This window comes from Nocardiopsis prasina DSM 43845, from assembly GCF_000341265.1.
GTDB lineage: Bacteria > Actinomycetota > Actinomycetes > Streptosporangiales > Streptosporangiaceae > Nocardiopsis > Nocardiopsis prasina.
This window is the reverse complement of record NZ_ANAE01000143.1, coordinates 16,793-30,059: the sequence shown is the minus strand read 5'-3', so window position 1 is coordinate 30,059 and position 13,267 is coordinate 16,793. Positions and strand designations below refer to the sequence as shown.

6 protein-coding genes are annotated in these 13,267 nt (G+C 73.0%); 1 reads left to right on the top strand and 5 read right to left on the bottom strand.

Annotated elements, in window-relative coordinates; genetic code table 11:
* Positions 1-84: 84 nt before the first annotated feature.
* From D452_RS0116015 to cobT, 5 genes are all read right to left on the bottom strand, one after another.
* The gene (locus tag D452_RS0116015) at positions 85-1,440 is read right to left on the bottom strand and encodes a GGDEF domain-containing protein (protein WP_017545164.1); all 1,356 of its coding nucleotides are present in this window, start codon (positions 1,438-1,440) and stop codon (positions 85-87) included.
* 613 nt (positions 1,441-2,053) lie between these two features.
* Positions 2,054-5,038, bottom strand: a complete 2,985-nt coding sequence (locus D452_RS0116010; protein ID WP_017545163.1) for a GTPase — start codon at positions 5,036-5,038, stop codon at positions 2,054-2,056.
* Positions 5,035-6,924 (bottom strand): dynamin family protein, encoded by a 1,890-nt coding sequence (locus tag D452_RS0116005; protein WP_017545162.1) that lies wholly within the window; start codon positions 6,922-6,924, stop codon positions 5,035-5,037. Before D452_RS0116005 ends, D452_RS0116010 begins: the two co-directional genes overlap by 4 nt.
* Before the next feature lie 72 nt (positions 6,925-6,996).
* Complete coding sequence (gene cobA, locus D452_RS0116000; protein WP_017545161.1) at positions 6,997-8,277, bottom strand: uroporphyrinogen-III C-methyltransferase; 1,281 nt, start codon at positions 8,275-8,277, stop codon at positions 6,997-6,999.
* 526 nt (positions 8,278-8,803) lie between these two features.
* Positions 8,804-11,308, bottom strand: a complete 2,505-nt coding sequence (cobT, locus tag D452_RS0115995; RefSeq protein ID WP_026129366.1) for a nicotinate-nucleotide--dimethylbenzimidazole phosphoribosyltransferase — start codon at positions 11,306-11,308, stop codon at positions 8,804-8,806.
* 694 nt (positions 11,309-12,002) lie between these two features.
* Here cobT and D452_RS0115990 point away from each other — a divergent pair.
* Positions 12,003-13,133, top strand: coding sequence for a peptidoglycan recognition protein family protein (locus D452_RS0115990; protein ID WP_017545160.1), 1,131 nt, complete (start codon positions 12,003-12,005; stop codon positions 13,131-13,133).
* Positions 13,134-13,267 lie beyond the last annotated feature (134 nt).

The following is a 13,267-nucleotide window of genomic DNA, read 5'->3' as shown; positions in this document are numbered from 1 at the left end:
CGGTCACCGGGGGTGACGGCGCAACCGGTCGGCTCTGATCTGTGGACAACTCCCCGGGTGCCTTCCCTGCCGCTGGTCAGCGGGTCAGGAAGGCTCGCCCTGGCTGTTGGCCGGATCGGTGATCTGCCCCTCCCGGGGGCCGGGGATCTGCCCCGTCACCTCGGGGCGCCCGGCGGGCAGGCACACGCGGTCGCGGCCGGTCTCCTTCGCCCGGTAGAGCGCGAGGTCGGCCGCGGTGAGCAGTTCGACGAGGTCGTTGCCGTGGTCACCGGCGACGGCCACCCCGATGGAGATGGTGATGGAGACCTGGACGTCCTCCACCGCGATCTCCATGCGCCCCACCTGGGAGCGCAGCCGCTCGGCCGCCTGCCAGGCCTCGGTGGCGTCGGCCCCGGGCAGCAGCACGACGAACTCCTCGCCGCCGAACCGGCCCAGCAGGTCCGACTGGCGCAGCTGTTGGGCGATGGTCGTCGCGACGCCCAGCAGGACCTGGTCGCCGAAAAGGTGACCGTAACTGTCGTTCACCCGCTTGAAGTGGTCGATGTCCACGATGAGCACGGCCGCCCGGCCGCGCGTGGTGCGGGCCCGGTTGATCTCGGTGGCCGCCTCCTGCTCCCAGGTGGGGGCGTTGAGCAGACCGGTCTTGGGGTCGGTCCGCGCCGCGGTCTGGAGCTGCTGGTAGACGAGGCTGCGCTGGAGCAGGAGGACCGGCGGAACCGCGATGACGAGGAGGAACATCGACAACTGGGCGAGGATCGCGACGGTCACGCCGACACATAACTCGGCGGAGTCCACCAGGAGGGCCTCCCGGTCCCACATGGTCCGCACGCTGCCCGATCCACCGCTGAGCCTGGTGCCCAGGAAGACCAGGAACGTGTTCATGACGGTGAACCCGGCGCAGCAGGCCAGGGCCAGGATCACGCCGCTGAGGGAGAGCAGGGACTCGTGCGCGTTCGAGGAGCCGCTGATCCCGGCGAGCAGGCCGCCCTGGGCGCCGTGCCAGACCACCGAGGCGAGGAAGCCGGAGACGCCGATGGCGGCGGCGTTGAAAACGCGCCGGTGCGGCAGGGTGCGCCTGCTGCGGCGCTGGAGCAGCAGGTAGACGGGGACGGGGATGAGGAGCGAGTACACCGGGGGCAGGAGGAGCATCGCGGGGAACCACCAGGCCCCCAGGAGGTCGCGGGTGATTCCGGCGGGCAGGTCGATGCGGCGGATCGCCTCGACGCACACCACCGCGGAGATCACCAGGGCGAGCAGCAGCGAGAGGTCGGAAACGGTGGGAACCGTCTGCGCGGCCGCCACCCCGAACAGGAACAACGCGACGAAGACCAGCAGGATCAGGTAGACGACCAGCCCCAGGGGCTGCTGGAAGATCGGCCAGGACCGGCGCTCCTCAAGGGGGGCGCCCTCGGTTGCCATCGGTTTCTCCGAGATGCTCACCGCTCCCTCCTCCCTCCCCGTGTCACCTTCTGTCTCCGGCCCCCCGCACCCGACTCTGATGCGCCCACCGCCTCTCACGGTTCTCCCTTCGACGAACCGGACTCGCCCCGCGTTCCCTCACGGTGCCACTCGGTGACCAGGTGGGTCCCACGTCCTCCCTGGTAGGTGACTGGGGAGTACACCCCTACCACTTTACATTACTTTGGGTAATAACTTAATCGCCGATTGTATGTGACCCGCAGGTTGAGGCTACCTTAGTGGTCACCCTGTGTTCCAGGGGGGTTGGTTAGCGTCACGATTTAGGGCATCCTGCCAGAGGGCATCGCCGGTTTCGGCCAGAAGCTGGCCGGTCCGTCTCTGTCGCTGTCTGTCCGCCGTGCCGACCGCCCGATGATCCAGCAACTCACTCGAATCGAAGGAGCATCACATGGCCAAGAAGGTCGTTCACTGGCTGTAAGTCCCCCTCCATGACACACGACGGGGACGAGCGGTCCATACCGCCCGTCCCCGTTCTCAGTGGGCCGCTCGGGGTTCGCCCCCGACCGGCCCTCCTCTTCTCCAGCCGCCGCGATCCGTGCCCCTCAGGGGCCGGTCGGTCCCACGGGGCCGGTGCTCAGTCCTGGATCCGCGCCACCTCGTAGGCGGCCCGGAAGGCCCGGTAGCGGGCGAGCTCCTCCTCCATCGGCGCCACGACCCGACGTCCGGCGATCTCCCGGACCCGTGTCTGGGCCGTGCGCTCCACCTCCTCGCGGCGCTGGACGGCGGCCACCTCCACGAGGTTCCCGCAACCCACCCCGGTCAGCCAGCCCACCAACAGACCGGCCACGAGCACGGCGCCCGCGTAGGCGACGAAGACGGGTGCGTCGAACATCCGCAGCCCGGTGATGCCGCCGCCGAGCCAGCTCAGCAGGGACACCACGGCCCAGGCGAACCCCGCCCCGGCCACCGCGAGCAGCACGTACTGCAATGTCCGGGCCATCCGCCACCATGACGGACTGCGATCGGGGTCACCGACCGCACCGGCGACCGCCTCACCGAGTTCGGTCGGCAGCTCGGACACCCCGCTGCGGGCTGCCGCGCGCATCCGGCGGCGCCAGGGCCCGGGCATCCCCTTGGACACCTGGTCGGCAGCCTCGCCCAGCGCCGTCTCGAGTTCGGCCTCGTGCGCGTCCACCGACCCGCCCACGCCCGGCTCGTCCCGGCGAAGGAAGTCCAGCTGGACCGCGGCGAGCGGGTCCTTGCGGAGCTTGGCGGCGCGGCGGGCCACCGGCCAGCCGACCCTGCGCTTGCCCCGACGCACGTCATTGGTCTCCACGACGTCCGCGACAGCCGTGACCCCGGCCGCCTTGGCCAGCCCTTCGTGCACCTGGGACCGCACCTCGGCGGAGACCGTCGCGGGGACCTCGCCCTCGCCGTAGAACTCCTCGAAGGGAACGATCACCTGGTCCAGGTCCGCGACCAGGCGGTCGACCAGGGCCCGGCGCTCGACGACCGTCTCGCCCAGGAACTCCCGTACCTCGCGGATGCCCTGCCCGGTGACGGTGGAGGTGGTGATCACTCTCGGGTGCACCCCGGACTCCGTCTCCAGGAGACGGCGCAGGTCGGTGAGGAGCTCCTCCAGCTCGTCCGGGGCGACCCGGTCCACCTGGTTGAGGACGGCGACGGTGACCGCCCCGTGCCCGGCCATCTTGGCCAGGTAACGGTGGTGGACGGCGGCGTCGGCGTACTTCTGCGGGTCGAGCACCCACACGAGCAGGTCCACCGAGCCGATGAGCCGGTCCGCCTCGGCGGTGTGCATGCTGCGGACCGAGTCGTGGTCGGGCAGGTCGAGCAGGACCAGGCCGGTGAGCTCGGAGTTGTTGGTGTCCAGGACCCCGGTGCGCGAGTGGCGGTAGCGCGTGGGCACGCCCAGCCAGCTCAGGAGCGCGTCCGCGCCCTCGTGGCCCCACACGCAGGCGTGCGCCTTGGAGGTGGTGGGGCGGGTGACGCCGGTCTGGGAGAGTTCGAGTCCGCACAGGGCGTTGAACAGCGAGGACTTGCCGCTTCCGGTGCCACCGGCCAGGGCCACGACGGTGTGGTCCCCGGACAGGCGCAGGCGGGCCCCGGCGTGGTCCAGTAGCTGACCGGCCTGGCCGAGGACCTTCTCGGGGAGGTCGCCCTGGCCGAGTTCGGTCAGGGTGCTCAACGCGTCCAGGCGCTCGATGAGCTCGGCGCGGCTGGTGGTACTGGTGGGCTGCCAGTGGTCACCGCTCGTGGGACGGTACTCCTCGTCGTCCTCCTCCGGGGCGGTGCCCTCGGTGCGGGACGCGGAACCGGACACGGGTTCGGGCACGACGGTGTCTGCACCGATCGCCCGGAAGGCACCGGAGACCGCTGAGGGTCCGGGAACCCGACGGGGCAGGGGCTCGGGGCCGTCGTCGGCCGCCTCCTCCCCCTCCGGAACGTCGGCGGACTCATCGCCGGTGGGCTTCGCCGGGGCCTCCGAGGCGGCGGCCGCGCGGGCGGCGCCCTCGTCATCCAGGAGGTCGAAACCCGCGTCGGCTGTGCCAGGCGTGGCTGCCCCGTCCGGTTCCCCTCGCTCCTCGGCACCGTCGGTGACGCCCTCGTCCTCCTCGGGTCCGGGGACCCAGGTGGCGGTGGCGGGCCGGGCCACACCGGGTGCCGGACGGGAGGTGTGGCGCTCTCGCGCCCCCTCCTGCGCGTCAGGCTGGTCCGGCTCGTCCCGCTCACGTTCGTCCTGGTCGTGACCGTCGCGATCGCTGTCGACCCGGTCGCGTCTGTTGCGCCCGCGCTCGCCCTGACCACCCTCGGCCCGATCGCGCCCGCCGCGCGTGCTGTCGTCGCGCCCGCCCTCGCCGCGGCTCCGCTCCCCCTGGTCCTCGGGGCGCTCGGTCTCCGGAGTGACCACCGGGAAGCTCCCCGTGTGGCGCCCGGCGATGCGGGTGTCGTCGGCCGCCTCAGTGAGGCTGCCGACCCAGCCCGCGAGGCCGTCCGGGTCGTCGTCGTGGTCCGCGTCGCCCTGACGACGTCGCTGCGCGGTCCCGTTCGCCTCCGTCTCCTCGGCCACCTGGGCGGAGGAGCGGGCGTGGCGTCCGAACCTGCGCTGGCGGGCCCCTGCCGACTCGGCGGACTCGGGGCGCGAGTCGGTGTGCCCGGCGCCGTCGTCGGCCCCCGCCCCGCTCTCGTCCCCGCCCTCGGCGGGCACCGCCCTCTGGGACGCGCCCTGAGCCGCCCCGGCTCCGGACGGGTCCGGATAGCCGGTGATCCCGTCGTAGGCGGGCGGGTCGTAGACGGAGTTCTCCTCTGCCGCCCGTTCACGCTCCTCGGCGTGCTCGGGGTGCTCGGGCACCGGCATCGTGTAGCCGCGCCACGGGCCGCTCTGGTAGGGAGCGGACTCCTCGGCTCGCACGGACCGGTCCGGGTCCGGCGACGCCGGCGCGGGGCCGTCGTTCCAGGGGCTCGCGGCGGAACCCCGTGCGGCGGCGCCGCGCTCGTCCGAACCCCGCCCGGCGGGCGCGGACTCGCGCTCCCCGCCCTCGGCTCGGTTCCGGTCCGGACCGGTGTCACCCGCGTGCGCGGGGTTCCACTGAGTTGTCATCGTGCGATCTCAAGGTTGTACGTGGCCTGATAGAGCTGGACGGCGGTGTCGTCGGACGGGATACCCGCCTTGGACAGGGCGTGGTCGAAGGGCACGCGCTCGTGGGAGAGCAGCCCGAGGACCCGCTGGCGCAGGTCCTCCCGCGCGGACCGGCCGATGCTGCGCAACGACTGGGCGCCGAACAGCCCCTTGAGCAGGCGCTGTGGGGACGGGCCGGAGGTGTCGGCCACGTGGGCGCCACCTCCGGAGTGGGATCGTTCGTAGCCGAGCAGGTCGATGATCAGGACCAGAGCGACGACGTCGTGGTCGAAGGTGACGAAGCGGGCCACCGACCGCTTGGTGGCGCCGTTGGCCGCGGTCATCTCCGCGATCCCGCGCTGCCACTCGGCGATCTCCTGGCGGACCTGTTTGGCGAGCATTCCCCGGCCGGGCTGGTCGAGGGCGTGATCAGCCAGCTCACCGCCGCCGGGGACGTCCCGCCACTGCTCCTCGATCCGGTCCCAGGCGCGGTCGTTGGCGGAGACCACCAGGGCCTCCAAGGAGTCGCGGACGGCGCGTTCCAGAGCGCCGACGCGCTGACCGCGCTCGGCCTGATCACGGCCCTTGCGGGACTTCTTACCGCGCAGGCGCAGGCTCCTGGCGAGCTCTCCGCTGGCCGCGACCTCCTGCCACCGGGCGAGGAGGGAGCCGCGCAGCAGGGAGCCGTCTCCCAGGGCGGTGTCGATCCGGTCGATCGCGCCGGCGTAGGTGTCGTCGACGGAGGCGCCCAGCGAACGCCCGGTCTCGATCTGCGCTTCGACGCGGCGGGCGAGCTCGGGGACACGGGAGCGGAAGCTGTCGATGACCCCGATGAAGGTGCGCCGGGACACCCGGTCGCGCTGGTCCGCCTCACCGGCCACGTCCGCCAGGTACTCGCGGATGTGGTCGGCGACGTTGGAGGTGAAGCGCTCACCCTCGATCTGGTCGGTCTCGGGGATGGCGAAGCGGGCGGCGGCGCCCAGACCGTTGGCCTCCAGCATGGCGCCGAAGTGGTCCAGGAGCTGGCGGCGTCCCTTGCGGGGCACCCGGGAGAGCACGACGGCCAACGAGGTGTCGCGGTCCCGGGCCACCTGGAGGAACTCCCACACGCGCGCGTCCGCGTACCGGCCGGACGTGGTGACGAACACCCACAGGTCGGCGGCGTCCAGGAACTTGGCGGCGAACTCGTGGTGGGCGGCGACGGCGGAGTCGACGTCGGGTGTGTCGAGCAGGGCCACACCCGGGGGCATGGCCTCGGTGGCGGCGAGTACCAGCATGCCGTCCTTGCCGGGCATGGCCAGACCCTGCTGACGCACACGGGGCAGGGACGGGATGAAGGACGCCTCGCTGAACCAGTCGACGTCGGCCGGGTTGCAGGCCAGCACCGGGCTGTTGGTCGTGGGCCTGCGTACGCCAGTGGTGGTGACCTGCTCTCCGACCAGGCTGTTGACCAGGGTCGACTTCCCCGCGCCGGTGGAACCGGCGACAGCGATGAGCAGGGGGATGTCGGGGCGGCGCACGCGGGGCAGCACGTAGTCGGAGAGCTGGGCCAGGACGTCGGCCTGGAGGGCCCGTCCGTCTTCGGCTCCGGCCAGTCCCTCGGCGAACTCCAGGTCCCGGATCTGCTTGCGCAGGGACTCCAGGACCTGTTCGAAGCGGTCGTCCTCGTTGGTGGGGGCGCGGTGCTTGGCGGGCCGCACGGGCACGGGGACAGTGGGCCCCCGGCGTTCGCTGTCGGGGACTCCGGCCAGCGGGGCGGATGCGGGGCCCGGGGCGGCGGGCTGGGCGGAGGCGGCGTCCGGTCCGGTTCCGAACCGGTCCGAGGCACCCTCGCCCGAGGCGTTCGGTGCGGCCGACGGCCGGGTCATGATCGGTATGCCCTCCTCATCGGTACTGGGAATCCCCCGTCGACGCGGCTCTCGCTCACCGCCGTGGGGGTCTCACTGGAGATCGCGCCCGGTTGCCAGTCGATCGGTCTCGAACTGGACTCCCGTGTGCAGTATGTCAAGATCCCGCGCAGTTTTGACCACTTCTCCGATGATCACCACGGCGGGGGGCCGCACTTGGGCCGATCGGACCGAGGCGGCGATGTCCGCCAGCGTACCCGTCACCGTTCGCTGACCCGGCAGCGTGGCCTCCTGGACCACGGCGACGGGTGTGTCCGGGGAGCGTCCGTGCTCGACGAGGGCGTCGGCGATGGCCTCGATGCGCTGAACGCCCATGAGGACGACCAGCGTCCCGTCCGCCCTGGCCAGCCCGGCCCAGTCCACCGTGGAGCGGGCGTCGTCGGGGGCGACGTGCGCGGAGACGATGTGCACGTCCTGGGCCACGCCCCGGTGGGTGGCGGGGATGCCGGCGCTCGCCGGTCCGGCGAGGGCGCTGGTCACACCGGGGACGGCGATCACGGGGACACCGGCGGCGGCGCAGGCGGCGGCCTCCTCACCGCCCCGCCCGAAGAGGAAGGGGTCGCCGCCCTTGAGCCGGACCACGAACCTGCCTTCGCGGGCCCGTTCGACGAGAACGGAATTGATGTCGTCCTGTGTCATCGAACGCCCGTAGGGGATCTTGGAGGCGTCGACGATCTCGACCTCCGAGGGGAGGCGGTCCAGGAGGGGGGTCGGGGCGAGGCGGTCCACCACCACGACGTCGGCCTGGGAGAGCAACTGCTGGCCGCGCACCGTGATGAGCCCGGGGTCGCCGGGGCCCCCGCCGACGAGGGCGACGCCACGCAGACGCTCGCGGCCGCGCCGGGCGTCCAGGGTGCCGTCGGCGAGGCCGTCGACGACGGCGTCACGCAGCCCGGCGGAGCGGCGGGGGTCGCCCGAGGCGACGACCCCCACGGTCACGCCGTTGGCGGAGCCGCTGGCCGGGGTCCAGGCCGAGGAGGAGTGGCGGTCGTCCGCGCGCACGCACCAGATCCGGGACGCCTCGGCCTCCTCGGCGATCGCCGCGTTGGCGTCCGGGGAGTCCGTGGCCGCGTGCACGAGCCAGAACGCCGGGGCGTCGGGGCCGCTGACGTCCCCCGGCTCCCAGGGACGGCGGATCCAGGTGAGGCGCCCGGCGTCGGCGAGGTCCTCCAGCGCCGCGGACACCTCGGGGGCGACGAGGGTGACACGGGCACCGGCCTCCAGCAGGACGGGGACCCGACGTTGGGCCACCCTCCCGCCTCCGACGACGAGGACGTCGCGGTCCCGCATGCGCAGGCCCAGGAGATAGGTCACGGATCGCACCCCTTCGGTCGTCCGCACCGGCCCCCGGCGCCGTCGGCGGGGTGCGCGCGCGGACGGGCCCGGCGCGCCGCCAGCGATGTTCGGTGTTGGCTCCAAAGTAGCTTGTCAACGCGGCATCACGTGGAGGTAAAGGGGCGGGTGCGGACCTGCGTGACGCGCGCCGCATCTGGCGCCCCAGCCCGCGGCCCGGGGTGTGTGGCGGGCGCGGTCTCTCGGGAGGGCCCGGATTCCGGGGATCGACCGGCCTCGTGAGGGCCCCTTCGCGGCGGTCTGCGGGACCGCGAGGTGCACGGGCCCCGGGCACGCGTGATGCCCTCGCATGGCCCTGCGAGGGCATCATCCACGCCGACCGCCCCACGGCCGAGGGCACTGGCACTGGCACTGGCACAGCCAGGCGTAACGGGTCGGATGACCCCGACGGCAAGGGACCCCGACCACCTCCTCGGTGGCGGGGTCCCGTCGTCTCCCCGGACCCGTGCGGATCAGCTCCCACTGCCCGCCCGTGCCCGGTCAGCGTTCACTGGCCGGTGGTCACACCAGCGGTGTCGAAGGTGGCGACGTTGCGCAGCGCGCGCACCGAACCCTGGAGCAGCGGCAGCGCGAGCAGCGCACCGGAGCCCTCACCCAGGCGCATCTCCAGGTCGACCAGCGGCGTGAGGCCGAGGTGCTCCAAGGCGATCGCGTGGCCGGGTTCGGTGGAGCGGTGCCCGGCGAAGCAGGCGCTCAGGGAGTCCGGCGAGATCGCGGCGGCGGCGAGCGCGGCCGAACCGGCGATCACGCCGTCCAGGAGCACCGGCACCCGCAGCGCGGCCCCGCCCAGGATGAAGCCGGCCAGTGCGGCGTGCTCCAGACCGCCGAGAGCGGCGAGGGTCCCGATCGGGTCCGCCTCGTCCACGGGGTTGGCCTTCAGCGCCTGGCGCACGGCCTCCACCTTGCGCTCGTAGGTGGCGTCGTCCGCGCCGGTCCCCCGACCGGTCGCCGTGGCGGGGTCCGCTCCGGTGAACGCGCAGACCAGAGCGGCGGCCGGGGTCGTGTTCCCGATCCCCATGTCGCCGGTGACCAGGCAGCGGTTGCCCGCCGACACCAGGTCCCGGGCGATCTCGATGCCGGCCTCCAGTGCCTGGAGCGCCTGGTCCCGGGTCATCGCCGGGCCCTGGGTGAGGTCGGCGGTCCCCCGAGCGACCTTGCGCGGCAGCAGGCCGGTGCCGCTCGGCAGGTCCCCGACCACACCGACGTCCACGACGGTCACCTCGGCGCCCACCTGCTCGGCGAAGGCGTTGACCACGGCTCCGCCGTCCAGGAAGTTGCGCACCATCTGCGCGGTGACCTCCTGCGGCCACGCGGTCACACCCTGGGCGTAGACCCCGTGGTCACCGGCGAAGACCGCCACGGCGGCGGGCTCGGGCACCGGCGGCGGGCACTCCCCCGCCAGCCCGGCGAGCCGCACCGAGACGTCCTCCAGGACTCCGAGGGAACCGCGCGGCTTGGTCATACGGTCCTGTCGGTCCTTGGCCTCCTCCACGGCTCGGGCGTTGAGCGCTCCGATGGCGGTGATGGTCTCCTCCAGCAGGGTGGTCGGCTCCTGGCCGGGCAGACCTCGGCGCCCGTAGCGGTCGCGGTGCACGGCCCAGGACAGGGGGCGTCCCCTGGCCCAGCCGACGAGGCTGAGTTCGGGTTCGGTGGGGAAGTCCTCGACGTAGCCGACGCACAGGTACGCGACGAGTTCGAGGTGGGAGGGGAGTTCGAGGACGCTGGCCGCGTCGCGCTCGTCCGTGAAGGCGACCCAGCCGACGCCGAGCCCCTCCGCCCGGGCCGCCAGCCACAGGTTCTCCACGGCGAGCGCCGCCGAGTAGGAGGCGGGTTTGGAGTGCCGTCCGGGGCTGTGCGGTCCGCGGCTGGGGTCGACGGTGACCGCGATGTTGATCGGGCTCTCCAACACCGCCTCGACCTTCAGCCCGGAGAACGCCTGTGCGCGGGTGCCGGGCCGGGTGTGGCCCTGCGCGTCGCGCTGGGTCTGGGCGAGGCCGCGCACCCGGGCCCGGATCTCGGGGTCGTCGATGACCAGGAAGTCCCACGGCTGCGTGTGCCCCACGCTGGGCGCCTGGTGGGCGGCCTCCAGAACCCGGGTGAGGACTTCGGTGGGGACCGGCTCGGGCAGGAATCCGGCACGGACGTCCCGGCGGTCACGGATGGCGCGGTAGACGGCGGCGCGCTCGGCCTCGTCGAAGGCGTGGCCCGCGTCGCTCCAGACGTCGTCACCGGGTGTGCCCGGGACCTCCCGGGCCCCCGCGGCGCCCTGGGCCTCGGCGCTCTGGGCCTCGGCGTTGAGCGCCTCGCGGGCCGCCTGGATGGCGGGGACCAGAGCCGGTGCCGGCGCCCCCTGTGGTTCCTCCGGTTCGGTCCGCTGGCGCGGACCCGTGTGCTGCGGTACCTCCAGGGGTGCCGCTGCTTCGTGTGCGTGCACGGTGTCGCTCTGCTTCGGGTCGGTGGCCGGACGGTTCTCGTCCGCTTGGCCGGGGTTCGTGGTGGGCTCGGGCCGCGCGGGCTCTGTCCGCGGGGCCTCGGGGGTCGCGGGTTCGGGCTGGGCGGCTCGGGCGGGGGAAGGGTGTTCGGGTTGCGCGGGACCGGAGTGGCGGCTGCCCGAGCGGAAGGGGATGACGTTGAACCGGGGATCGCGCTCAGGGGCGACGGGGGGCTCCTGGATCTCCGTGGGCGCGTGTCGGGCCCGGGGTTCCGGAGGGGCCTGCTGCCTGGTCTGCTGCGACCGGGTGGTGAAGGCCGTGGGCGCGGGCTCGGCAGCGGGGTGGTGTCCGGGCGGGGGTGGCGGCTCCGCCCCGGGGGACGTACTCCGGAAGGGGTTGTACGGCGGCGCAGGGGGTCTGGGGTCGCGCGCCTGCGCACCCTTGCCGCTCTCGGGCAGTCCGTCCAGGAGGCCGCCGAGGCCGGGCACGGGTCCGCTGCCCCGTTGCCACGCGCCCTCCTGCTCACCGCGACGGGATTCCTCGCGGTCGTCGTTGGTCATGATCGCTCCCCGAAGAAGAGAAGAGAAGAAGAGGTCTGTGAGCTGCCCGGTTCCACCTGGTCCGTTAGGGATTCGGACCAGCGTAGTCCGCGGCGGTCATGCCGCTCGCACGGGTCCCCCCGACCCGGAACGGCTCGCCCCGGCCGAAGTGCCGGGGTCCTCAAGTCACCATCAACTGTGCCAGAGAAGGCGTGGGGCCGGGCTGTGTACGGGAGTCCCGGACGGGAACCGGAGGGGGTTCGCGCCCGGTTCGCGGCCCTACGTCACCCCGCCGAAGTACGGTACGGGGCCCGTAAGGCCTACTCGACAACACCCAAAGAACCCCATCTGAGCAGGGGAAACGGTGCGTGCGCAGGGGAACGCGCACCACCCAATCTCACTGTGCGACCACTCGAACACCCTGCGTACATTTTCTGGTTCTCCGATCCACGTATCGGCCCAGGGGAGGGCTTTCGGCTCGCCCGGGAGCGGGTTGCGGCCAGGACCGGACCCCGACCCACTCCCCATCCCTCTCCTCGAGCCCTGGGGACCGCTGGGGGCGGGACGGTCTGTGGTTTCGGCCCGGCGCGGGGCCCACTGGGGGACCGCGGCGCAAGCGCGTCGGATTCCGTGCGTCACGGCCCTGTGGCACTCTTTGCCGGTACCCGAACACCCCTGCTCCCGGTACTCACCCCCAATCGGAACGGACCTCGCCATGCGACGGCGTCACTTCCTCGCCGGTGCCACCACCGTGACCGGACTCTCCGCGATCGCCCCGGCTCTGCTCGCCTCCTCCGCCGCCTCCGCGCGGACCACCGGAGACTCCTCCGCCTCCCTGACCGCGCCCAGGATCCTCAGCGAACCAGCCGACGTCACCGGCGCCATCGTCCGCCCCGAGCGCCGCTTCGACCTCGTCTCCGTCACCCAGGCGCCCGACTCCGTCTCCGAGAACGCCGCAGTGCGCTTCGAGACCGCCGAGGGGCTGGGCGGCTGGCAGGACCTGCACTTCCACACGGCCGGACCCGAGCACCTGTCGCCCTCCGCCTCCGCCATGGCGCGCGCCCCCGAGGGAGCGACCGGCTACGAGGTGCGCGGCGCGGACAGCGCCGACACGACCGCCCTGAACCTGCACGACGGTGAGGAGCTGCGGCTCGGAGGCCAGGAGCGGGTGGCGCTGTCCGCCGAGGACGAGGGGGTCACCACCCTCACCGGCGGTTCCGTCCTGCGGGTGCGCACCCGGGCGGGGTGGGGCGCCGACGAGTCGCTGCGCTTCGACGAGGACGGCAACGACCTGTGGGCCGCCCAATTCCACCGGGTTCAGGCGCTGACCGTGCACCACACGGCGATGGCGACCACGGACGACCACTCGGCGGACGTGCGCGCCGTCTACCACCTGCACGCGGTGCAGCAGGAGTGGGGCGACGTCGGCTACCACCTGCTGATCGACCCGGAGGGCGGGATCTACGAGGGTCGCCACTCGGGTGGCGGCCTCCCGATCTTCCGAGGGGTCCCGCTGCCGGGCCTGGCCGAGTCGGTGACGGGCGGCCACGCGTTCGGGTTCAACCACGGCAACATCGGCGTGTGCCTGCTCGGCGACTTCACCGACGAGCTGCCGACGCGGGCCGCCCAGGACTCGCTCGTGGACGTCCTACGGGTCCTGAGCGCCCTCACCGGCGTGGACGCGGCGGAGCGGATCGAGTACGTGCACCCGGACACCGGCGTGGCGACCGAGCAGGAGGCGGTGGCCCGACACCGGGACTGGCTCCAGACCGAGTGCCCGGGCAACGCCTTCTCCGAGGTGTTCGACACGGTCATCCGGCAGAGGGTCGTCGACGGTCTGCTCTGAACCCCGTGGCGGTGGGGCGTTCCGACTCCCCACCGCCGGAGAGTGCGGGTGGGCGGGTCGACGGAACTCGGTTCCACACGCCCGTGGGACGTCGTATCTTGATCGGTGCCCGGAACCACCCGGCGGTCGTACGC